The following is a 22,024-nucleotide window of genomic DNA, read 5'->3' as shown; positions in this document are numbered from 1 at the left end:
GCGCGAGCGCATCCGTCCTGGTGAACGGCGTTGTACCGTGGTGATCGTGAAGGGTGCAGTGCCGGAACGGGCCGGCGTCGTGGTCATCGGCGGCGGCGTCATCGGCACGAGCGTCGCGTTCCATCTGGCCGAGGCCGGAGTTCCCGAGGTGCTGTTGCTCGAGCGCGACTCGCTCGCGTCCGGATCCACGAGCAAGGCGGCGGGCGGGGTGCGGGCACAGTTCTCCGACGAGGTGAACATCGCCCTCGGCGCACGCAGTCTCGCCGCCTTCGCCGGGTTCGGTACGCGGCCGGGCCAGGAGATCGACCTGCGCCGGGTGGGCTATCTGTTCCTCCTGTCGACCGACAGCGAGGTCGCCGCGTTCGAGCAGAGCGTCGCGATGCAGAACGCGCTCGGCGTCCCCAGCCGGATGATCGGCGTCGCGGAGGCCCGCCGGCTCTCGCCGCTGATCGACACCGACGGGCTGCTGGCCGCCGCGTACTCGCCCGACGACGGTCACTGCACGCCGGAGTCGGTGGTGCAGGGCTACGCGGCCGGGGCGCGCCGGCACGGCGCGCGCATCGTCACGGGCTGCGAGGTGGTCGGCATCGAGGCCGCGGGCGGCGAGATCCGATCGGTGGAAACAACTTTGGGACGCGTGGCAGCGTCCACTGTGGTCTGTGCCGCCGGTGCGTGGTCGGCCGCGGTGGGCTCGATGGTCGGCGTCGACCTGCCCGTGCAGCCCTACCGGCGGCAGATCCTCGTGACCGACCGGGTCCCCGGCGTGCCCGACGACCACGAGATCCCGATGACGATCGACTTCACCACCACGTTCTACTTCCACCGCGAGGGCCGCGGCCTGCTGCTCGGCATGTCCGACCCGGACGAGCAGCCCGGCTTCCGGCTCGACCGGTCCGACGACTGGATGCCGCGCCTCACCGAGGCGATCGCGCACCGCGCGCCGGCCGTCCTCGACGCCGGGATCACCGGCGGCTGGGCCGGTCTCTACGAGGTGACGCCCGACCACAACGCGTTGATCGGCGAGGCCGGCGCACCGGGCCGGTTCCTGTACGCCACCGGCTTCTCCGGCCACGGGTTCCTGCAGGGCCCGGCGGTCGGCGAGGTCATCCGCGACCTGTACCTCGGCCGCGAACCGGTGGTCGACGTGACGCCGCTGTCGGTCGACCGGTTCGGCGACTCCACGCCGCGGCTGGAGATCCACCACGTCTGAGTCAGAGGCGATAGGAGACGGTGACCTCGTCGACGGCGACCTCGGCGGCCGGCGCCCACACCTCGTACAGCCCGCGCTCGACGCACTGCGCGCCGGCCATGGTCACCTGGACGGCGTCGGGGCGGCACAGCCGTAGCCGGATCCAGTCCTTCTCGACCCGCACCACCGTGCACCGGATCTCGCGCCAGGTCGCGTACGGGACCCGGCGGCCCAGCGTGTCCACCGGGAACCGGGCGGCCGGGAACTTCGCCGCCACGCGGAACTCCGTCGGCGGGTCGACGATCGCCTCGAACTCGCGGCCCTGGTGCGTGCCGACGTACGTGGTGGCACCGGCGGGAACCGGGAAGTACTCCTGGTACACCGGAACCGGGCCGCCGCCGCCGGGGAAGTGGAGGTTCCCGGTCAGGAACCTCCACTGTGGACCGTGCATCCGCACCCACGAGTGCTGCTCGGGCAGGTAGCGGTAGAGCACGACCTCCGTGCCGTCGGGTACGTGCGCGACGAGCGAGGCGCCGGCCGGCACCGGCAGGTCGGCCAGGTCGGCGGTGACGAACTCGGGAATGATCTGCTGCTCGGCCGGCGCGAAGCCGGAGCCGATCACCGGCGGGCCGATCCGGTCGTGCGACGGCATCGCCACCAGTCCGCCGTGGGTGTGCGCGAGCGGCACCTCGTAGTCGAGCGGGTCGACGGCGCGCCACCGCACCCCGTACGTCACCTCGGCGTCGCGTTGGCCGGTGAGGACCGCGAGCTCGGCCGGTGTCCGCAGGTGCGCCACGTCGCGCACCCGGTAGCAGAAGCCGCCGATCAACCAGCCGTGCAGGAAACCGGCGAGTTGATCGGCGGTGAGGAACTTGATCAGTGGGGTGCCGCGCCGGATCGCGGCGCTGCGCCGGATCGTGGCGATGGTCCCGCCCGGTTCCCGGGCCTGGCTCATCCGGTGCACCGCGCTCCAGTCGATGGTGCGGCTGACCGGCATCATCAACGGATCGTCGTAGTCGTCCTCGGGCCCGCCCCGGGTCCTGGCGCTGGCCTGCGTCATAGGCCCTGACGCTAGGACCGGTGTATGTGGGCACAGTGAACGGCACGTGAACGGCGGTGCGGGTGCCGGTCCTCAGGGCAGGTCGACGACTTCGCGACCGAGGGGCCAGAAAGCGGCCGGAACCAACTTGAAGTTGGCGATACCGAACGGGATGCCGATGATGGTCAGGCACAGACCGATCCCGGCGACGATGTGCGACAGGGCCAGCCACCAGCCCGCCACGATGACCCAGATCACGTTGGCCGCGCCGGACGCCATGCCCGCCGACGGCTTCGTGACGAGCGTGCGCCCGAACGGCCACAGCGAGTACACCGCCAGCCGCAGCGAGGCGACCCCGAACGGGATCGTGACCACGAGCGCGAAACAGATCAGGGCGGCGATGCCGTAGCCGAGGGCCAGCACGAGACCGCCACCGAAGATGAGCCAGAGCACGTTCAGAATCAAGCGGATCACGGAATCGATGATGCCCGAACCTCGCAATCGGGGCGATCCCGTACGGGTCGGTCCCGACGGCCCGACAATTGCGGTGCGCCATTTGCCGCACCGGGCATTCACTCTGCATTCGAATTGTTTGATCGGTTACCTTCAATGTCATGCGTCGATGTCCTGGGCCGCCGTGACAGCGCCGACCTTCGGGGCGCAGTCGAGTGACTTTCGCGACGACGTCACCATCGGAATTGTCGCCGCGCTCCCGGTGGAATCAGCCGCAATGGTGAATCTGATCGCGGACACCGCCGAGATCCGCTACGAGGGCGATCCCAACGACTACCGGGTCGGACACCTCGACAGCGCCGTGCCGGGTCGGCCGCACCGCGTGGTCCTCACCGTGATGGCCAACGACAACACGCGCAACGCCGCCACGGTCTGCACCGACATGCTGCGGACGTTCCCACGGATCCGGTGCGTGGTGCTCACCGGGATCGCGGGCGGCGTGCCGGCACCCGACCAGCCGGCCCGGCACGTGCGGCTGGGCGACGTGGTGGTCGCGGTCGACGGCATCGCCGACTACGGGCACATCCGGCAGGTGCCGGGCAGTCCGCAGCAGCGGCGGCCGGCCGCCGAGCCGTCGGCCGATCTCGTCCGCGCCGTGCGGCGGATCCAGGAGAAGGAGTACCGGGAACCGCTGGACTGGCCACGGTTGCTCACCCCGGTACACGACCAGCCGATGGCGGTGTTCGCCCGGCCGCCGGCGTCCACCGACCGGCTGTTCAAGGCGGGGACGCCGATCGACCACCCGCCGCGGGCCGAGTCGGGCCACCGCGAGGGCGTGCCGAAGGTCCACTACGGCCGGATCGGAACCGGCGACACGCTGCTGCTCGACGAGCGCCGGCGCGACACGCTCGCCGACCGCCACCGGGTGATCGCGTTCGAGATGGAAGCGGCCGGCGTGATCGTCAGCGCCGCGAGCCGGGGCATCGGCTGGTTCATGGTGCGCGGCATCGTCGACTACTGCGCCGAGCCGCGCGACGAACGCTGGTTCCCGTGCGCGTCGCTGGCCGCCGCCGGCTACCTGCGCGCGGTGCTGGCCGAGTGCCGACCGTTCCCGGTGCTGCGCAGCGCCGCCGGCAGCGGGGCGCTCGCGCTGCTGCCCGACCCGGAACTCGACGTGCTGCGGGGCCTGCTCGACGACGTCTCCGGCCTTGACCTCGCGGCGGTCTGGCGGGCCGCGATCGGCAAGCTCACGCCCGTCCCCGATCGCCCGCCCACGACGGCGCTGGAACTGTTCACCCACCTCGCCGGCGTGAACGCCGGCGCCGACGGCGTTCCGCCCGTGCTGGCCCTCGCCGAGGAGATCGCCGAGCGGGTCGAGCACCGGACCGGCGCGAAACTGCGGGCCTGGGTCGACGACGTCGCGGAGCGGTACCACCTGGCCGAGGCGATGGCCGCGCACCGGGCGGCCGCGCAACGCCGCCGGCAGTGCGCCGACGAGGGACCGGCGGTGCAGCCCTGCGTGGTGATCCAGGTCGAGCGCGACGGCATCGATCCCGAGCGGTGCGAGGTGCGGTACTGGATCCAGCGGACCGCCACCAGTTGGCAACCGGAACCCGGTGAACCGCGGCAGACCGCGTTCCGGCGGGTCGAACAGGCCATGGAGGCCGCGATCCGGCATGCCGAAACGGTGTGGTGGCACAGCGCCGATCCGGTTCTGGTGGAGATGCTGCTGCCGACCGACCTGATCGACGAGGCGGTCGAGTGGTGGCACACCGAGTTGGAGGAACCGGCGCCGACGCCGTTGTGCGTCGACTATCCCGTGGTGGTGCGCAGCCTCGACCGGATGCGGGCCGGCTACCGGCACCGCGTGTGGGCCAACCGGTGGAAGGCGCTGTGGCGGCACCCGCCCCGGCACCGGCCGTACTGGGGACGCGTCGGCGGCGAGCCGGACCTGCCCGGCTGGAACGCGCGGCTACGCGACGATCCCGACCTGACGACGGTGGTCCTCAGCGGATCGCCGCGCGACGACGCGGGCCGCGACGAGTTGCGGTCGGCGCTCAACGCCGGCATTCCGGTGGTTCTCTGGGACCGTCGCGCGCCGGCCGAGCCGGTACCGGCCGAGGTGATCGCGGGACTGTTGCGGGGTGACCCGGCGGAGCTGCCGAACCGGGTACGGGCGCTCCGTAAGGAGGCGGCGGTCTCGGCCGGAACCGCACACACCGGTCGTCATATCGCCCTGTTGTGGGACGACCCGAACCGGACCGTCCACGATGGAGGGCCGTCGGCATGACTTCGCCCAATTGGTGGCTGTACCGCGGCGACGGCGTTCCGAACGGCGACGTCCGGTTGCCGGAACCGCCGCCGTGGCGCGCGTTCGAGGGTGGGCCGGTGCAACCGCCGCCGCCCGACGCCGCCGCCGAGGTGAACCGGAAGCTGGGCCGGGTCGACGGGCCGTTGGCGCGGCAGGCCGACGCGCGGGAGTGCGACCTCGTCAACGCGTCGATCCTGTTGCGCCGGCCGCTGCTGGTCACCGGTAACCCGGGTGCCGGCAAGTCCGCGATCGCGTTCCGGATCGCGCGGGAACTCGGGCTCGGTCGGGTGCTGCAGTGGCCGATCACCAGTCGCACCACGTTGCGGGCCGGGCTGTACGAGTACGACGCGGTCGGACGCGCGCAGTACGCGATCGGGCGGGGGGCGGGTGACGCCGACCCGAGCGTCGGCGACTTCATCCGGTTGGGCGCGCTGGGCACGGCGTTGCTGAGCTACGAGCGGCCCCGCGTCCTGCTGATCGACGAACTCGACAAGAGCGACGTCGACCTGCCGAACGACCTGCTGCACATCTTCGAGAACGGCGAGTTCACCGTGCCGGAACTGGTGCGGATCCGCCGCTTCGAGTCGCGGGTGCAGGTATACACCGACGATCCGGACCGTCTGGCCGAGGTGCACGACGGGCGGGTGCGCTGTCGGGCGTTCCCGATCGTCATCATCACCAGCAACGGGGAACGCGAGTTCCCGCCGGCATTCCTGCGCCGGTGCCTGCGGCTGGAGCTGTCGCCGCCGAGCGCCGACGACCTCGCCGCGATGATCCACGCGCAGCTGCCGATGGTCGCCGACGCCCAACGCGACCTCATCACCGACTTCCTGAACCGGCCGGCGGGCGACGCGCTGGCCCGCGACCAGCTGTTGAACGCGACGTTCCTCACCGCATCGGGTGCGTACGCGGAGGACCGGGAGGCGTGGCAGAACCTGGTGACCGCGGTGTGGCACTCGCTGTCGTTGGAGCGCTGAGTCGTGCCCGGCCCCGCGATGCCACACTGGCGCGAGGTCGCCGACGCGCTGTGGCTCGCCGCCGTGACGGGACCGTCGGCGGTCTCACCGTCCACTGTGGAGGGCCGACCGGAGCCGGCTCCGGCCGGCCCGCCGGAACCCGCCCGGCCGGCGGAGGGATCGGCGTCCGCGGCGATGGCCCGGCCGCCGTCGTGGCCCGCCTGGCGGGACACCGTCGCCCGCATCGAGGGCCTGGTGGACCTCGACGCGGTCAACGGGTCCGTGCCGGCGCTGCCCGGTACGTACCGGCTCGGCCAGGCGCTGCGCCCGTTCAAGCGCCGGATCACGTCGGTCACCGAGACCGAGCCCGACGAGGAGCGCTCCGCCGAGTACGCGGCCGACACCGGTCAGTGGCTGCCGCAGTACCGGTTCGTGGAGGCGCGGTGGCTCTCCCTCGTGCTGATCGTCGACGGCAGCCCGTCGATGGCGGTGTGGCGGCCTACCGTGGCCGCGTTCCGGGCCCAGTTGGAGCGGCACGGGTCGTTCCGGAGCGTGCGCACGTTCGTCCTCTCACCCGGCCGCTCTTCCTTGCTGGGTGCGGGCGGCGGCGCGAGGAGCCCGGCCGAACTGCTCGATTCGACCGGGCGGCAGCTCTTCCTCGTGCTGACCGACGGCCTCAGTCCACTGTGGACCGACCAGCGGACGCAGGACCTGCTGCGGCTGTGGGGAGGCGCCGGACCGCTGGCGATCGTCGACCCGTTCCCGCAGCAGCACTGGCACCGGACGGCGTTGAACCCCCGCCGGGCCAAGCTGCACCCGGCCCGCGCGGCGGCGCCGAACAGCCGGCTCGACGTCCGCTATGACGCTTCCGGCCTTGACGTAGCCGACGCCCCCGCCGGCCTGGCGGTGCCGATGCTCGAACTGAGCCCCAGGTGGATATCGTGGTGGGCCCGTCTGGTGACCGAGCCGACCGGCTGGGTGGACGGCGTGGTCCACGTCGTCGGCTCCTTTGCCGTTACGGAATCCGCCGACCGCACCCTCGACCCCGACGATCTGGTGCTGCGCTTCCGATCGAGCGTCTCGGCGACCGCGTTCCGGCTCGCCACCTACCTGGCCGCGGCGCCGTTAGACCTGCCGCTGCTGCGCCGGATCCAGCGCTCCCTGCTGCCCGAGTCGATGCCCCTGCACCTCGCCGAGGTGGTCACCAGCGACCTGGTGCGGCGCACCGACGGCACCCTCGACTTCGTCGACGGCGTCCGCGAAGCCCTGCTCGCCTGCGGCACAAGGCACGATTCGGCCCGGGTGCTGCGCGCCGTGGGCGGCGCACTCACCCTGACAACCCCGATCGACGCGCCCGACAACGCGCCGGATCCCCTGGTCACCAGGGAGACGCTGCCGCTGGCGCGGATCGAGCTGGCGGTGCTGAACGCATTGAGCGGACCGTATGCCCGCCGGGCCCGGCGCCTGAGCCAGGCAATAGCCGCCCTCGACCACGGCGGGCCGACAGCCGCGCTGGACGTCGACGTGCCGACAGCCGCCCTCGACGGCGGGCCGACGAAGCCACCGAAACCCGAATCCGAAGCCGGCGGGCCCGCCACAAGCGACCCGATCGACGAACCCGCACCCGGCGTACCCCTCGCCGGCCCACCCGAAGGCGGTGCGGTCATGCCAGACCGACCTGATGACACATACCCCGCTGACGATGTCATCGGACCGGGCGAACCTCTGCTGCCCAGCGACGACCCGATTCTGTCGGTGCAGGCACTTCTCGACAGCCAGAGTCAGGAGACCGGGCCCGCCGTGTGGGGCAACGTCCCGACCCGCAACCCGGTGTTCACCGGCCGGCGGGAACTGCTCGAACAGCTGGAACGCCGGCTGCAGACCGAGAGCGTCGCCGCGGTGCTTCCCCAGGCCCTGCACGGCGAGGGCGGGGTGGGCAAGTCGCAGATCGCGATCGAGTACGCCTACCGACACCGGGCCGACTACGAGGTCATCTGGTGGATCCCGTCGGAACGCCCGGCGCAGATCCTCGCGTCGGTGATCGAGCTGGGCAACCGCCTGGGACTCGACGTCGGCAACGAGGTCATCACGGCCGTTCCCCGGGTGCGGGCGGCACTGCGGGCCGGAATTCCCTACTCCAACTGGCTGCTGGTGTTCGACAACGCGGAGACGCTGGAGAACGTCCGCGATTACTTCCCCGAAGCCGGAACCGGGCGGGTCCTGGTGACCTCCCGCAACCAGGAGTGGAGCCAGATCGCCGAGACGCTGGAGGTCGACGTCTTCAACCGGACGGAGAGCATCCGGCTGCTGCAGCGCCGCAACCCCCGGCTGGAGGAGGCGGGTGCGGACCAGCTCGCGGCCGTGCTCGGCGACCTCCCGTTGGCGATCGAGCACGCGTCGGCCTGGCTCGCGACGACCGGCATGCCGGTCGAGGAGTACCTCGTTCTGCTCGAGCAGAAGCGGGCCGAGCTGGCCGACGTGCACCCGGTGCCGCGCTACGAGATGCCGGTCGCCGTGGCGGCCAACGTGGCGCTGGACCGGTTGGCGACCGAGAACCTGGCAGCCCTTCAGCTGCTGCAGGTGTGCTCGTTCTTCGCGCCGGAACCGATCAGCCGGGAGTTGTTCGCCGGCCCGCGCACCACGCCCATCGCTCCCGAGCTCGACGAGGCGCTCCAGAGTTCCAGCCAGCTCAACCAGGCGATGCGGGACATCCAGAAGTACGTGCTGGCCCGCATCGACCACCGCACCGACTCGCTGCAACTACACCGGCTGGTGCAGGCCGAGCTCAAGGCCCGCATGCCGGAGAGCCACCGGACCGGCATGGAACACGGCGCGCACGTGCTGCTGGCGGGCGGCGGCAAGCCGGGTGATCCCCGTGATCCGACGCACTGGCTGCGCTATCAGGCGCTGGCGTCACACGTGACAGCGTCGAACGCCTACGCCTGTGAGGACGACTGGGCCCGCGAGCTGGTACTGAACCTGGTCGCGTTCTACTACTACTGGGGCGACTACAAGAGCGGTCGCGACCTGGCGCAGCAGGTGGTCGACGACTGGCGGGACCGGCTCACCGCCGATCACCCGCAGACGCTGCGGGCGGCGAAGTGGCTCGGGTTCTTCTGGTGGGTCGAGGGCGACAACGACGCCGCGTCCGTGATCCACCGCGACACGCTCGACCGGTACCGGCGGATCGCGGGTGCGGACGACGGCGAAACCATCGACGCGATGGGCATGGTCGCGGCGACGCTCCGGGTGGGTGGCCGGTTCGGCGCGGCCCGGGATCTCGATCTGGAGGCCTTCCAGCGGGCCCGCCGGCTCTACGGCGAGAACGACCCGGACACGTTGCGCGCCGCGCACCAGTTGGGGGTGAGCCTGCGGCTCACCGGGGAGTTCCGAACCGCCCGGCAGTTGGACGGGGACACCTACCGCCGGTTGGTTCCGGTTCTCGGCGACGACCACCCGGCCACGCTGCTGACCCTGAACGGCCTGACGATCGACGTGCGCGAGTGCGGCGAGTACATCGAGTCACACCTTCTGGTGGAGCGGAACTACGCGAAACACGTGGGGCTCTTCGGCATCGGTCATCCGGACACCGTCCGGGTGGCCCGCAACCTCGCGGTGGCGCGCCGCCGGGCGGGTGATCACGAGGGCGCCTACAAGCTCGCCGAAGACACGGTGAACCGCCTTCAGGACCGGTTCGGGCCCGAGCATCCGGACACCATCGCGGCGCAACTCGACTTCGCGGTGGACCTCCGGGAGAGCGACGACCTGCCCCGGGCGCGGACCCTCGCGATGCAGACCGCGGAGCGGTACCGGGCCCGCCTCGGCCCGACCCACCCGTACACGCTGTACGCGCGCACCAACCTCAGCATCGTGCACCGGCTGCTGGGCCACCCGGACGACGCGTACCTGCACAACGTCGAGGCCCGGGCGGGTCTGGAGCGCGCGCTCGGTCCGAACCACGTACTCACCCTGACGTGCGGGATCAACCTCGCGAGCGATCTCTCGGCGCTGGGCGAGCACGGTCGCGCGCACGAGGTGGACGCGGAGATCCTCCGCCGGTCGCGGCAGATGATGGGCGTTGATCATCCGTCCACCCTGGCGTGCGCGGTGAACCTCTCGTTCGATCTCATGGCGCTCGACCGGGGCGCCGAGGGTGAACGTCTTTTCGACGACGCCGTGGCGGGATACGTGCGGGTCCTCGGCTCCGAGCACCCGGCGATCGTCGCCGCGAACGCCCGGGTGCGGGCCAACTGCGACGTCGACCCGATGCCCTTCTGACCGTCACCCGTCCTTGACGACCGGAGCCAGCCAGGCGGCGATCTCGACCGGGTCGACCGCCCGGCCGCGCGCCCGGCCGACGCGGATGTGAACGGCTCGGACGAGATCGGGGCGGCAGGTCAAGGCCCTCGCCGCCTCCTGGCCCCCGTTCTCGCTGCTGCTCTCGGAGAGCGCGAGCGTCAGACCGACCCAGGCCTGGATCTCCTCGTCCGAACCGCGCTCCGACCCGGCCAACCGGTTCTGGTAGATGCTCAACGCGGTGTCGATATCACCGTGGACCAGGGCCAGGTCTGCGGTCGCGAGGGGGTTGGGCGACGCGGGAGTGCCCACGCCGAGGATCCGTCGCCGGGCCAGGGTGGGGATGCGCTGTGGCCAGCGTTGGGCCGGATCGGGTCCGACCGTCGGCGTCGACGGGAACTCGGGCCCGCGCCGGCGCGAGAAGGCCTCCGCGAGGAGGGCGGCCTCGGCGGCCACCACCCGTCGGTGCCGCAGCCGCCAGGCGGTTCGGTGACAGCCGGCCGTGAGCCGGGCCAGGCGCTCGATCTCGGGCGTAACCTGATCCGACAGCCAGGTGTCGACCACGGAGCCGAGCCGGAGCACGAGTTCGCGACCCGTGCCGGTCAGCGTCGCCGCGTCGCGGACGGAGTGCAGCGCCTCGATCGTCTGGCCCCGCGCGTACAGGTACTCGTAGCCGGCCAGGACGGCGTCCGTACCGCTGAGGGTCAGCCGGTGCCGGCGCCAGAACTCAGCGATTCCGAAGAAGGCGTAGATCCCCTGGATGAACCCGTTGAGGGGACGCGGATCGTCGCGCCAGGGGGCGTAGTACAACGACGATCCGTCGTCCTCCGCCAGCGTGAGCAGGTGCATCAGCGCACCCAGCTTGATGTGCTGGAACTCGTGCACCAACGCGACGGCGAGCGTCACGGCGTCCGGCGGTTCCGACACCATCATGCTGCCGAACGCCTCCCCGTTCGACGCGCTGCGGGTCTCGTGACCGGGCCGGGTCGGCAGCGGCACCAGCGAGATGACACCCTCGGCGAGGGCCGCCGCGGATTCCGCATGGTGCGTGCACAGCAGCGTCCACGCCTCGTCGAGCAACGTCCGCCAGCGATCGACGGCCTCGTCGTCGAGCCGCCCCGGCGGAACGGGATCGGCCAGGTCGCGGAAGGGGTCGAGGTCGTCGAGCCAGATGGTCAGCGGCAGGTTCGAGCCGACGAGCACGTGGCGCAGGTGCCACCAGTGTTCGGTGTCCAGGGTCGGATCGGGCCCGACCACGACCTCACGCCCGTCTGCGCGGAGGTAGATGGTTCCGGCCTCGGTCCGGGCCTCCACAGTGGACGCCGCGACGGCCGCCGAGAACTTCGCCAGCCCCAGCGTCGGCAGCATCACGGTGCCGTACCGGGCGGGCAGCACCGTCGACCAGGTCAGCCCGGCCCGCGCCGCCGCTATCAGCGCAAGGGTCTGCACCAGGCCGAGGTCGGTCCAGGTCGGAAAGTCGCTGTTCGCGCCGCCCCGCTGCCTGCGTAGGGCGTACGCGGCTGCGTTGCCCACCTGCGGATGCAACAGGAGATCGTCGACCGCGGCCCGGTCGGCCTCCCTGGCTTCGTTGAGGATCGACCAGGCGTCCGCCGCCGGGGGAAGCGCGTCGAGGGCTCCGGGCGCCTCGCAGTCCCGGAACAACGAGACGATCAGCAGCAGCCGACGGCTGAGTTCGGTGTTCCAGAGGAATCTGGTGATCTTTGGCGACCCGGATCCACGGGCGAGCGCTTCGAAGAACTCCAAAGGCAGCCGATGGTGGGACGGTTCCGCTGGACGGACAGAATCCACGCCTGAGCTTAAATGACCGCTCTCCCACCCGGAGTGAGGTCAGTCGGCGCGTCCGGGGGGACTGGTGCTGCCGATGTTGAAGCGGGGGCGCTCGACCTGCTGAAGGAGCACCTCGACGGCCGGCTGGAGGACGTCGAAATCGCGACGCACCTGATCCAGCGAGACGTCTCGCAGGTCTACGAGCGTCGTGTCGATCTCCATGCCAACCACGCGTGGATGTTACCGCGCGCGCCAGGCACGCGCGGTAACATGATCGTACAGCTTCAAAGAATATTTGATCGCATTCTAGATCAGATCCGCGCTCCGAGGTTCGGGTAGTTCAGGGGACGCAGGAAGCTCGAGCTCCGAATGCTCCCATCCCCATTCCGCGCCCCGGTCAAGATCGACGGATCCGTGCTCGCCACGTCGGAAGCCGTCCACGATGACTTGATGTTCCAGGAGTTGCCGCTGGCGGTGACCCCACTTCCGAGTGACACGCCCGCCCCGTTCGTGAGGGCCAGGTTGCCGGTCAGGCGAGACGTGGAGCTGCCGAACTTGTAGCCACTGTCCCCGTTGCGCCAGGCCGAACAGCGGTCCACCGTGATGGTCCCCGGATTGCCGTTGTCGATGATGCCGCCCACCGCGTTCTGGAACGCGAAACTGTTGCGGATCGTGTGGTTCGCCGGCGGGTCGGGGTCGCCGCCGCCCATCTTGAACCCGTTGCCGTCGCCGACGTAGGAGGGCAGGTTCCAACGGTTGACGCCGTTGCCCCACGCCGCCGAGTTCTCGATCAGGATCGGGGAGGTGAACAGCCACGCGTCGAAGCCGTCGTCGGAGTTGTTCCACAGGCGGGCGCCGCGCACCACGTTGCCGGTGCCGGAGCCCTCCTTGATCGCCAGGCCGTCGGCGCTCTCGCCGTTCTTGCGCGGGTCGCGGTTGCCGTAGGCGTCCAGGTTGATCACCTGGTTGTTCGACGACGCGCCCTGGATCTGCAGACCCGACTCGTAGTTGTCGCGGGTGATCAGTCGCTCGAAGACGTTGTTGTTGCAGTCCCGGCAGAAGATCGCGTAGGGGCCGTTGGCGATCTCGACGTCGCGGACCCGCCAGTAGTCGGCCTCCATGTGCAGCACGCCCCGCTCCAGGTTGGGGATGCTGCCCCCGACCGGAGCCGGCGTGTGCGGCAGGTTCTCGCCGTCGAGCACGACCTTCTCACCGTTGTAGCTGGTGATCGTGTACGGGGCGGACGATGTCCCGTCCTTCATGATCCGGACGTTGGTCGTGAACCGGTAGGTGCCGCCGCGCATGGTGATCGTGGTTCCGGGGGTGGCCAGGTTCACGGCCTGGGCGAGGGTGGCCAGCGGCGCGGCCACCGTACCGGGGTTGCTGTCGTTGCCGTTGGTCGCCACCACCAGGGTGGTCGCGGCCAGCGCGGGAGGCGCACCCACGACAGCACCACCAACGGCGATGGCCAGAACGACTGCGAATTGGCGCTTCACACAAAGCTCCTAGCGATAGGTGAGATCGGACGCGGAGTACAGGCAGTTCGTGCTGTCGGCACCCGTGCCCACCTGGGTCGGCTCGTCGCCGTCGTCGTTGCCGGTGTACTTACGGCAGATCACCATCGCCCGGCCGGAGTCGTTGACGATCGTGATGCCGGTGAACCGCGCCGTGTCGCCGTAGTTGGTGTTGATGCCCGCGACCGTGTTGCCCGGCCGGGTCAGCGTCACGTTGCGGATGACCACGTTGCGGCGGTACTGCGTCGAGCAGTTGCCGCAGGACCGGTAGAACGTCCCGAAGTTCGACGCCTGGAAGTTCTGGATCGTCAGCGTGCCGGCGCCGTTGTGCTGGAACACCTTGTCGCTGGCGCTGCGCGCGCCGCCGCCGTCGACCAGGAACGTCGGCGAGCCGCTGCCACGGAACGTCGCGGCGTCCTCGCCCACGTCCTCCCACCAGACGTTCCGCAGCGTGCACGAGCCCGCGCAGTGGACGCCGTCGCCGGCCGGCCCGCCGATGATGACGTTCTGCAGCGTCGCGCCGTTGGCGAGCTCGAACATCGGGTCCTGGCTCTCCTCCTGGCCGCCGTCGCCGATGCAGCAGTAGCGGCGCATGCCGCCGTCGAACACGCCGGAGACGGGGATGGTGCCGTTCACCGCTGACTGTCCGGTCGGCGTCGGCCAGGCTCCGGCCGGCGGCGGAGCCGACCCGACGGTCGCGAGCTGCCACTGCTGGTTCCACCCGTTCAGGTCGGTGAACTGGGCGATCCGACCGCCGTCGGCGGTCGACCACTCCCACACGTCCAACGCCTTGCTGGAGTGCCGGTTGATGAAGCGGACGTAGCCGCTGTCGGAGTCGGCGAGGCGGAATTGCTGGCGGGTGTTCGAGCTGGACGACGTGTTCTGCACCAGGAAGCTGCCGTCGCTGGCGTTGGGAACCTCGAGGACCTTTCCACTGTGGACGGACCGGACCTGGTAGTAACCGCTGCCCACGCTGACGAACCGCCACTGCTGCACGGCGAGATCGTTGCGGGTGAACTGGTTGACCGGCGCGTTGTCGGCGGTCGACCACTCCCAGAGGTCCATGGCCTTGCCGCTGTGCCGGTTCACGAAGACGTAGGTGGCGTTCGTGTCGGGCGTCGCGGCCGACGCGACGGGCGCGTCGACCACCGTCACGGCGGTCGCCGCGAGGATGGCCGCGCCCGCGAGCGCGATCAACCGCCCGGGGGGATGGAGGGTGCTGAGATTCACGGTGGGTACCTCTCGGTGACGGTCCCGGCCGTGACGGAACGGCCGGGGTGCGGTTAAGGTAGTGACGCTCTTGAATGGATGTCAAGCGCTTCGATTTGATTGCGTGAAACGTTTCACGAATGCCGCTAGGAAGCGCAGAACAATGCGCTTGAGCTGGTCGAATGCCGGCGTTCGACAATTCGCGAACGCCCCGGTCTTCAATGTCGTGGCTCGTCACATACACGTAGACGCCGCACGCCGTAATCCCATAACACAAAACGCGGCGGAACTTTCGTGACCACCGACGTCGCCGCCCTTGTCAGAGCCGCACAGGCCGGCGACCGCGCCGCGCTCGACGCCCTTCTCGGCATCCATCTGCCGCTGCTCTACAACGTGATCGGCCGTGCGCTCAACGGCCACGCCGACGTCGACGACCTCGTGCAGGAGACGCTGCTGCGCGTCGTGCGGGGCCTCCCCGCGCTGCGCGACCCGACCCGGTTCCGGTCGTGGGCGGTCGCGATCGCGTACCGGCAGGTGCAGCGGCACACCCGGATGCGGCGGGCCGAGGAGCTTCCGGAGGATCCGCCCGACCCGCGCGCCGACTTCAGCGAACGCACCGTCACCGAACTCGTCCTCACCGGACAGCGCCGGGAAATCGCGGAGGCGGCGCGCTGGCTCGACGACGGCGACCGGGACCTGCTCGCGCTGTGGTGGCAGGAGGCCGCCGGCGTCCTGACCCGCGCGGAGGTCGCGGCCGCGCTGGGCATCACCGCGGCACACGCCGCCGTGCGCATCCAGAGGATGCGCACGCGGCTGGAGTCGGTCCGGGCCGTGGTGCGGGCGCTGCGGGCAAAACCCATTTGTGACGCGCTATGCGCCGACTGGGACGGCCGCATCGATCCGTTGTGGCGCAAGAGATTCATCCGCCACGTGCGGGAGTGCCCGGTGTGCGCGCGGTTCGGCCGCGGACTCGTCGCACCGGAGAAGTTGCTGCCCGGTGTGGTGCCGGTGCCGGCGCCCTCCTTCTCGACGGGCTTCCTGGAACACAAGGTGGCAGTGTTGGCGGCGGCGGCTGTTCTGGTGGCTGGCGGCGGGTTCACGTTCGCGGTCCACGAGACGCCGTGGGATCCCGGTTCCGCGGTCCTTTCCAATCCGTCCCCTTCCCCTTCCACGTTCTCTCTTTACGTTGCGCCGAACGGCTCCGACGCCGCCCCCGGCACGCTCGACCGTCCATTTGCGACACTCGGCAAAGCGGTGGCCGTGGTGCGCCCCGGCCAGACCATCGCGCTGCGCGGCGGCGTCTACCGACCGACCCGCGGAGTCGTCATCACGGTCAGCGGTACGGCAAGCAAGCGCATCACGCTGACCAACTACCGCGACGAACGTCCGGTCATCGACGCCGCTGACGTGCCCGCCGACAAGTGGACGGTCACCCACCGCGCCGACTACTGGACGGTGCGAGGGTTGGAGGTGATGAACTCCCGCAGCCACGCGTACGTCTGCATCTCCTGCCGCGGCACCGTGTTCCAGCGCCTGTCGATGCACCACAACCAGCGGTCCGGCCTGACCCTGCGCGACCCCGGCACGATCGGCAACCAGGTCCTCGACAGCGACTTCCACCACAATTACGACCCGGACGAGCCCGGCACCGCCGGCATAGGGTTGGGAATAAAATTCGGTGACGGCGAGGGAAACGTGATCCGCGGCTGCCGCGCGTTCAACAACGCCGACTCCGGCTTCGACGTCGGCCACTTCGGCAACGCCGTGACGCTCGAACACAACTGGTCCTACGGCAACGGCGTAAACCGCTGGAACGCCGGCGATTGGCACCCCAACGCCGACGGATTCCTGCTGGGCGGCGGCGATCCCGCACCGGTCGCCGCACATGTGTTGCGCCACAACGCCGCCTGGAACAACCATGGTGACGGCTTCGACGAGGACGACGGCACCCCGGGCGGCGCGAACCTGGGTGCGCTGGACGTCCGGAACAACACGTCATTCCACAATGGAGGAACGGCGTTCGCCCTCGGACACGGCCCGGCAATGTTGGCCGACAACGCCGCTGATGACTCGACCTTCCACTCGACCGACCCCACGACCGCGGCCGGCCCACGCCAACCCGACGGCCGCCTACCGGTCACCGATTTCCTGGTGACCGGCTCGGGGATCGGAGCATCGATGACCCCACCCTGAGGTGACGCCGACCCAGGCAGGCCCGGGTGCGGGTACTCAGTGCATTCGAGCGATCACGCTCAGGCGGACGCACGGCGACTGCGTGACCGTTGTTCCATGTGTCAGCCCTCACCGTTCCCGCGTCCGGTCCCGTCTCGCACGCACGTACCGTCGTACATCTCGGGCAGCGCCTTCACCGCGCTGTCGATCGTCGGGTTCATCGTGATCGTTCTCCTCGACCAGGCCGTCGACCCGGAGCTGGGCGGCTTCCTCCTCCTGTTCGACCTGATGCCACTCGGGTTCGGGCTGGCGCTGCTGTCCATCGGTGCCTATGTCCACCACAGCGCCGGCGGCCGGGATGTCTGACGCGTCTCAGCGGCAGCCGGTTCGCCGCAACGGGCTCATCACCACCGCCATCGTGATCTGGACGCTTCTCTGGAGCGCGATCTCCGCCTGGTGGTCACTCTTCCTCGGACTCGGCCTGTTCATGTGCCAGTTCGAAGCGGACTCGGCCCGCTGCACGGACGTAAAATCCGGCGTCCTGGCCACCCTCGCCGCGGCGACGATGTGGGTAATCTTCATCGTCGTCGCCGTCAAGCGCGGGCAATCTTCGCACGGTGCCCGTCGGATCTGGATCCTAGGACCGCCCCTGCTCACAGCTGTGTTCGCTGTCATGCTCGACGCAATCTTCGGTTGGGGAACGGCGTGGTCGTCCCTCTTCGGCTGGTAAGCGGCGCGCTTCAGTGCCCACGCTCGTCCGACATGGGCGCCAGGCCACGCCCTTCGACCCAGCCGGCGAACACCCACGAAACGACGAGGCTCATCGGTCACTCGCTGCAGGTCTCGGCCCCGGGCACGGGTGGGGCACAGGACGTAGCAACAGGGCCGCTGACCGGCTTTCGCCCAGGTCAGCGGCCCTGTTCTGGCTGCTCAGGATGTGTTTCCGGAAGGGTGCCCCCGGCAGGATTCGAACCTGCGCTCCCGCCTCCGGAGGGGGCGCGAAGAGCGGTGCTCGATAGGCTTGTGAGCTGCTGAAACCCCACGACCGTTCTGTAGCCGAGGTTAGGTTGGGCGCGAATAGGGCGTGTCGCAAGATCCCATCGGTTGCATCGTCATTCCCCCGCGTGCCGGTCCTCCTGCTGGAAGGGGTGCCGCATTGTGTCGCTTGACTACACCTCGCGCATCTGAGGTCATCCCGCAAGGTTCTTTTAGAACAAGCGTTCGATTAGATCTTGACCTTCAGTGTCCGCGTACGTACGTTCGACACATGCGAGCGATGTTCAACCGGGCGGGGTGGCGAGGCAGCGCAGCGCGACACGCGGAGGCAACCCACCCTTCCGGGCAGGGGCGGACTCCTGAACGCGGATCGTGCTGTAAAGCTGGTCGTCACCAGCGGCAACGTGATGACGGGCACCCGTCTGGGCCACCAGCCACGGAGCAGGTATCCCAAGGGTCAACTCACGCAGCAGATGGTATTGCGGAATCAGCCGCCTGGCGTTACTCCGCTGTTCGACGTGTCGCTCGAATCGGACGCGTGCAATGATCCGTTGCAGCGGTACGACCTGTGGGCCATGCTCATGTATTTCGACAAGGCAAATGCCGAAATTCGGTACGAGATATCGCGGCCTATCAGAACGAATGCCAAAGGATATATCACTGACTGGGCGCCGCGTATTACTCCGCCGCCGTATCCGGTTGAAAAGTTCAAGGACTTCCCCGACGGCACCGACCCGAACGAGGGCTTCGGCGACATCGACGTACCGGTCGATCCGCGTTAGCGCCTTGGGGGGACGCATATACGAAGGAAGCGGGCACCGTGTTTACGCCGTCTAGGTTGTCTCTAGCTCGGAAGCGTCGAGGCATGTCCGCAGCGGAGTTGGCGCGGCGTATCGACATGACAACGCAGACGGTGTCCAACTGGGAGCGGGGAAGGCAGCGACCCACCGAAGACGCACTGAACGTCGTAGCTGACGTTTTGAATGTGCCGAAGTCTTTTCTTTCTCGGACGCATATTGAGGCCGTCGGGGAGGAGCGCGTTAGCTTTCGCGCGCGTACAAGGATTCAGGCGGCGGCGCGTGATGCAGCCCTAGCTGCCGCGACTCTCAGTATAGAGTTGAATACCTTCATTGAAGAGAAATTTCATCTTCCCCGAACCAACGTTCCAACTCTTGAGCGGCCTCGACCGGAGATGGCGGCCGAGTACGTTCGGGCAAAGTGAGGTCTTGCAGATAGGGCGCCGGCTCCGAACATGGTGCACCTGCTCGAAGCCAACGGAGTTCGCGTCTTCTCGCTAGCTCCTGAGTATCGAGATGTAGACGCCTTCTCGTTCTGGGAAAAGGGAACACCATTCGTGGTGCTTAATACTATGAAGTCTGGCGAACGGGGACGTTTCGACGCTGCCCACGAATTGGGCCATCTCGTTATGCACGGACATAACGGCTGCTCTCTCTGGCCAAAGGAGAGCGAGCGGGAAGCGAATCAATTCGCTTCCGCTTTCCTTATGCCACGAATGAGCGTGCGGTCCACGGTGGCCAATAATCCGACGACTGACCAAATCTTGCGCGCAAAACAGCATTGGAGAGTCGCGGCGCTAGCACTCGTGTATCGCGCCAATGACCTCGGAATGTTTACCGAATGGAACTACCGACGCTGTCTTATCGAACTTGGCAAACTTGGTTATCGGATGGGCGAACCGGGCGGCATTGAACGAGAGAAATCGCAGGTGCTCCAAAAGATTTTGCTGGGCATGCATCAGAAGCGCATCTCTGCCAGTGTCATGTCCCAAGCCCTTGATACCTATGTCGAGGATCTAAATTCCCTGGTCTTCGATTTGTTTGTGACAGTAGATGACTTTGACGGCTCTTCGGCTCAAGTGTTCGAACCGCCGGTACTTCGCCTAGTCAGTGGAGGTGCGCGCTCGTCTGAACAGCACCTCGGCCGTCGACTCGCTCCTTAGAAGTCTTGGTAACGACAGGGCGGTACGACCTCGAACTTTTTTCACCTAAAGGCCTATGCTCCGGACTTATCGTAATCGCCTTGCTTCTGGGCATCGACTGTCGGTTGAATGGCCAGATGGAGCATGACGGCGACTGGGAGAAGTCATGGAGTTCTTGTCAGGCGCTGACCTTGATCGCTACAAGGTGGGGCCGCCTGTCTCGTGCTGGTGGTGCGGAAAGAGCGGTCCGCTGACCAGAGAGCACAAGTTCAAGAAGAGCGACCTATCTCGTATGTGGGATCCAGTCGACGGGCTCGTCTGGGGAGGGGAGGCGCAAACTCGGAGGGTTCGGAGCGCGCGAAAGTCGGAGCAAGTACGCTTTGCCGCCAGTCTGTGTTCGACCTGCAATAACGAAAGTAGCCAGCCGTTCGACGTAGCGTACGAAAAGTTCTCAGACCACGTTTGGCATAACTCGGGCCTATGGCGCCGTCGCTTTCTTAATATGGCCGATGTTTACGGGGACGATTGGCGCGTCGACGTCTTGAACCTCGCCAGATATGTGGCGAAGCACATCGGCTGCCGGATGGCTCACGAGGGTTATCCAGTTCCGCCGTCGATCCCAACATTCTTGAACGGCGGAGGAAGGCTCAACGATGTTGAAATGGTCTTGTTTAAGAGTCGTCCCCATTACGAACTGTATCGAATGGGGATGCGCGACGGCATCGACTCGCGCGGGCTCTGGATTAGTCCTGCTAACGGTGCGGTGAGCCGTTCCAGGCAACAACTCAGCATGTACTCAAGTAGTCTGATCGTCAACTTTGTCGGAGTTATGTATCGATGGGAGCACGCCAAGGAGGACGTTGATCCTTTCTATGTCTATCAGCGAGGTCGCTTGCATCTCCGACACCGACTTCCCGAGGTCTAGACGGCGTGTCCGTCGCGTGCAACGTGCGCAGATGCCGGGTTGTCAGAAATTATTCTTTCGCCGTCGTGAATCCTGACTGCTACCTCCGACGAGCTGAGGGCGTCGCTCACTCGCACAGCGAACGTTTCGCCCATCCTGGCAGCGACCTGGTCAGTGGTCCACCAATCAACTACGGCACTCTCGTCAGTCGGCGCTGCTGTTCCGCCGACGGCGTGAGCACGGAATACGAGCGCGACAACGCCGAGACGTACGTTTTTGTAGACACCGGTTAACCGGTGAGGCTCGATGACTAGACATGTCTCCTCGTTGACTTCGCGTTTCAGGCCGGCATGAATCGACTCGTCACGTTCCAAAATGCCGCCAGGGATCTGCCACTCCCCGTTGTCGCGTCGCTGGATGACGAGAACTCGGCCGTCCTCATTCGTGATTACGGCCGCGACGCTGACGGAATGACGGTTGTCTTGGGTCATCGGTGCTCCTGGTCGAAGAGACAGAGCGAGGCAGTGGCGTCGTCGTGGCGTTTGTAGCGAGGCCGCGCCGCCCCATCCGCGTCGCCGAGCTCGGCGGCCCGTACCCGGCGGATGAGTTCAGCCGGTCCGGACATGGTGAGTAGGTCAAGCGCGCTGGCCCAGTCGAACAGCCCGAACTGCTCGACGGCGCAGGCTGCACCGTCCGTGAGCAACGCTGCTCGATCGGCCGGTGCCGTGCCGGTAACGGCCTCGTGGGCTGCGCGTGGGTCTGCCGCGGCGATCCAGTAGCCATTCGGTTGGTTGGTGTGGCTCCACTTCTGTTCCGTCGCCCACCGCGTGCGCGCGATGTGGTCGTCAGTACCGATAGCGCCGGCCACCAGGGCCGCCTTCCGTACGGACGTGACGACGCGTTCGAACCGCTTGTCGGTCACGACCGCCAGGTCCCCGCGGTGGTCGAGTACGACGAAGACGTCGGAGAGCAGGAGGTACTCGACCTGGTCGCCGAGGTCACGCAGCATGGCGACGCTCGCCGCAGGCGTGCCGGGGTGGCTAAGGTCGCACCCGCCGCCGTGATCGACCCGAACAGTGTCGATCGCGGTCGCCAGCAACGCGGGCAGCGCCTCGGCCGGCGCTGCTGTGTACGCCGCCGTTAGCCGGGCGACGAGCTGCCGCACGTACCACGCCGGCCCGTGGTGGCATCCGGTGTCGAGCCCGGCAGGCTGGGTGACGCCGTCGAACACGGCGACCAGCGAGCCGACGGCCAAGGC

Annotated in this window: 19 protein-coding genes and 1 tRNA gene; 11 read left to right on the top strand and 9 right to left on the bottom strand. The window is 68.3% G+C overall.

What is annotated here, in order from left to right; all coding sequences use genetic code 11:
• Nucleotides 1-46 precede the first annotated feature (46 nt).
• A complete protein-coding gene (locus tag Vau01_RS03830; RefSeq protein ID WP_239151274.1) occupies nt 47-1,210 on the top strand; it encodes an NAD(P)/FAD-dependent oxidoreductase in 1,164 nt (387 codons plus the stop codon).
• 1 nt (nt 1,211) lies between these two features.
• Here the strand turns inward: Vau01_RS03830 and Vau01_RS03825 are convergent, their stop codons facing one another.
• Together Vau01_RS03825 and Vau01_RS03820 are read right to left on the bottom strand one after the other, a co-directional pair.
• Nucleotides 1,212-2,249 carry a hypothetical protein gene (locus tag Vau01_RS03825; protein WP_203987218.1) on the bottom strand — a complete coding sequence of 346 codons (1,038 nt, stop codon included), beginning with the start codon at nt 2,247-2,249 and terminating at the stop codon, nt 1,212-1,214.
• 72 nt (nt 2,250-2,321) lie between these two features.
• Nucleotides 2,322-2,702, bottom strand: a complete 381-nt coding sequence (locus Vau01_RS03820; protein ID WP_203987216.1) for a YccF domain-containing protein — start codon at nt 2,700-2,702, stop codon at nt 2,322-2,324.
• Here Vau01_RS03820 and Vau01_RS03815 point away from each other — a divergent pair.
• Genes Vau01_RS03815 through fxsT form a run of 3 tightly spaced genes read left to right on the top strand, consistent with a single transcriptional unit; the run spans nt 2,668 to nt 10,226 of the window.
• A complete protein-coding gene (locus tag Vau01_RS03815; RefSeq protein WP_308440432.1) occupies nt 2,668-4,971 on the top strand; it encodes a VMAP-C domain-containing protein in 2,304 nt (767 codons plus the stop codon). The two genes, Vau01_RS03820 and Vau01_RS03815, sit on opposite strands and share 35 nt — an antisense overlap.
• A complete protein-coding gene (locus Vau01_RS03810) occupies nt 4,968-5,969 on the top strand; it encodes an AAA family ATPase (protein WP_203987211.1) in 1,002 nt (333 codons plus the stop codon). Before Vau01_RS03815 ends, Vau01_RS03810 begins: the two co-directional genes overlap by 4 nt.
• Nucleotides 5,970-5,972: 3 nt before the next feature.
• On the top strand, nt 5,973-10,226 hold the full coding sequence (gene fxsT / locus Vau01_RS03805; protein WP_203987207.1) for an FxSxx-COOH system tetratricopeptide repeat protein: 4,254 nt from the start codon (nt 5,973-5,975) through the stop codon (nt 10,224-10,226).
• A 3-nt stretch (nt 10,227-10,229) separates the two neighbouring features.
• Here fxsT and Vau01_RS03800 read toward each other — a convergent pair whose 3' ends face one another.
• From Vau01_RS03800 to Vau01_RS03785, 4 genes are all read right to left on the bottom strand, one after another.
• Entirely contained in the window at nt 10,230-12,008 is a 1,779-nt protein-coding gene (locus Vau01_RS03800; protein ID WP_203987206.1) for an HEXXH motif domain-containing protein, read from the bottom strand.
• A gap of 84 nt (nt 12,009-12,092) precedes the next feature.
• Entirely contained in the window at nt 12,093-12,263 is a 171-nt protein-coding gene (locus Vau01_RS03795; protein WP_203987205.1) for a hypothetical protein, read from the bottom strand.
• Nucleotides 12,264-12,343: 80 nt separating this feature from the next.
• A complete protein-coding gene (locus Vau01_RS03790) occupies nt 12,344-13,477 on the bottom strand; it encodes a right-handed parallel beta-helix repeat-containing protein (protein ID WP_239151272.1) in 1,134 nt (377 codons plus the stop codon).
• 60 nt (nt 13,478-13,537) lie between these two features.
• Entirely contained in the window at nt 13,538-14,776 is a 1,239-nt protein-coding gene (locus tag Vau01_RS03785) for a pectate lyase (RefSeq protein ID WP_203987203.1), read from the bottom strand.
• Between the two features lie 273 nt (nt 14,777-15,049).
• Between Vau01_RS03785 and Vau01_RS03780 the strand changes: the two genes are divergently transcribed.
• The 3 genes from Vau01_RS03780 (at nt 15,050) to Vau01_RS03770 (ending at nt 17,657) form a co-directional block, all read left to right on the top strand.
• Nucleotides 15,050-16,948, top strand: a complete 1,899-nt coding sequence (locus tag Vau01_RS03780) for a sigma-70 family RNA polymerase sigma factor (RefSeq protein WP_203987202.1) — start codon at nt 15,050-15,052, stop codon at nt 16,946-16,948.
• 96 nt (nt 16,949-17,044) lie between these two features.
• Entirely contained in the window at nt 17,045-17,293 is a 249-nt protein-coding gene (locus tag Vau01_RS03775) for a hypothetical protein (protein ID WP_203987201.1), read from the top strand.
• Nucleotides 17,259-17,657 (top strand): hypothetical protein, encoded by a 399-nt coding sequence (locus Vau01_RS03770; protein ID WP_203987199.1) that lies wholly within the window; start codon nt 17,259-17,261, stop codon nt 17,655-17,657. The genes Vau01_RS03775 and Vau01_RS03770 overlap by 35 nt, the downstream gene beginning before the upstream one ends.
• Nucleotides 17,658-17,882: 225 nt before the next feature.
• On the opposite strand, the gene Vau01_RS03765 is transcribed toward Vau01_RS03770, so the two are convergent.
• A tRNA-Arg gene (locus tag Vau01_RS03765) sits at nt 17,883-17,957 on the bottom strand.
• 202 nt (nt 17,958-18,159) lie between these two features.
• Here Vau01_RS03765 and Vau01_RS03760 point away from each other — a divergent pair.
• The 4 genes from Vau01_RS03760 (at nt 18,160) to Vau01_RS03745 (ending at nt 20,787) form a co-directional block, all read left to right on the top strand.
• Nucleotides 18,160-18,705 carry a hypothetical protein gene (locus Vau01_RS03760; protein ID WP_203987197.1) on the top strand — a complete coding sequence of 182 codons (546 nt, stop codon included), beginning with the start codon at nt 18,160-18,162 and terminating at the stop codon, nt 18,703-18,705.
• A gap of 38 nt (nt 18,706-18,743) precedes the next feature.
• Nucleotides 18,744-19,145: a helix-turn-helix domain-containing protein gene (locus tag Vau01_RS03755; RefSeq protein WP_275423909.1), complete on the top strand. Its 402-nt coding sequence runs from the start codon at nt 18,744-18,746 to the stop codon at nt 19,143-19,145.
• Between the two features lie 30 nt (nt 19,146-19,175).
• A complete protein-coding gene (locus Vau01_RS03750; protein WP_203987193.1) occupies nt 19,176-19,883 on the top strand; it encodes an ImmA/IrrE family metallo-endopeptidase in 708 nt (235 codons plus the stop codon).
• Nucleotides 19,884-20,364: 481 nt separating this feature from the next.
• Nucleotides 20,365-20,787 carry a hypothetical protein gene (locus Vau01_RS03745; RefSeq protein ID WP_203987191.1) on the top strand — a complete coding sequence of 141 codons (423 nt, stop codon included), beginning with the start codon at nt 20,365-20,367 and terminating at the stop codon, nt 20,785-20,787.
• Here Vau01_RS03745 and Vau01_RS03740 read toward each other — a convergent pair.
• Both Vau01_RS03740 and Vau01_RS03735 read right to left on the bottom strand, forming a co-directional pair.
• Nucleotides 20,784-21,257, bottom strand: coding sequence for an NUDIX hydrolase (locus Vau01_RS03740; RefSeq protein ID WP_203987189.1), 474 nt, complete (start codon nt 21,255-21,257; stop codon nt 20,784-20,786). The two genes, Vau01_RS03745 and Vau01_RS03740, sit on opposite strands and share 4 nt — an antisense overlap.
• A complete protein-coding gene (locus Vau01_RS03735) occupies nt 21,254-21,931 on the bottom strand; it encodes a hypothetical protein (RefSeq protein ID WP_203987187.1) in 678 nt (225 codons plus the stop codon). Before Vau01_RS03735 ends, Vau01_RS03740 begins: the two co-directional genes overlap by 4 nt.
• Nucleotides 21,932-22,024: the final 93 nt, after the last annotated feature.

Source organism: Virgisporangium aurantiacum (genome assembly GCF_016863635.1).
Classification (GTDB): Bacteria; Actinomycetota; Actinomycetes; order Mycobacteriales; family Micromonosporaceae; genus Virgisporangium; species Virgisporangium aurantiacum.
The sequence above is the reverse complement of the archived record's forward strand: the minus strand, read 5'-3'. Positions and strand labels throughout refer to the sequence as shown.

Bases quoted from the DNA above. Each gene is read 5' to 3' on its own strand.
- Vau01_RS03825 (WP_203987218.1), bottom strand. From the start codon at position 2,249: ATGACGCAGGCCAGCGCCAGGACCCGGGGCGGGCCCGAGGACGACTAC.
- Vau01_RS03815 (WP_308440432.1), top strand. From the start codon at position 2,668: ATGAGCCAGAGCACGTTCAGAATCAAGCGGATCACGGAATCGATGATG.
- Vau01_RS03810 (WP_203987211.1), top strand. From the start codon at position 4,968: ATGACTTCGCCCAATTGGTGGCTGTACCGCGGCGACGGCGTTCCGAAC.
- Vau01_RS03775 (WP_203987201.1), top strand. From the start codon at position 17,045: ATGTGTCAGCCCTCACCGTTCCCGCGTCCGGTCCCGTCTCGCACGCAC.
- Vau01_RS03770 (WP_203987199.1), top strand. From the start codon at position 17,259: ATGTCCACCACAGCGCCGGCGGCCGGGATGTCTGACGCGTCTCAGCGG.
- Vau01_RS03750 (WP_203987193.1), top strand. From the start codon at position 19,176: ATGGTGCACCTGCTCGAAGCCAACGGAGTTCGCGTCTTCTCGCTAGCT.
- Vau01_RS03745 (WP_203987191.1), top strand. From the start codon at position 20,365: ATGGCCGATGTTTACGGGGACGATTGGCGCGTCGACGTCTTGAACCTC.
- Vau01_RS03740 (WP_203987189.1), bottom strand. From the start codon at position 21,257: ATGACCCAAGACAACCGTCATTCCGTCAGCGTCGCGGCCGTAATCACG.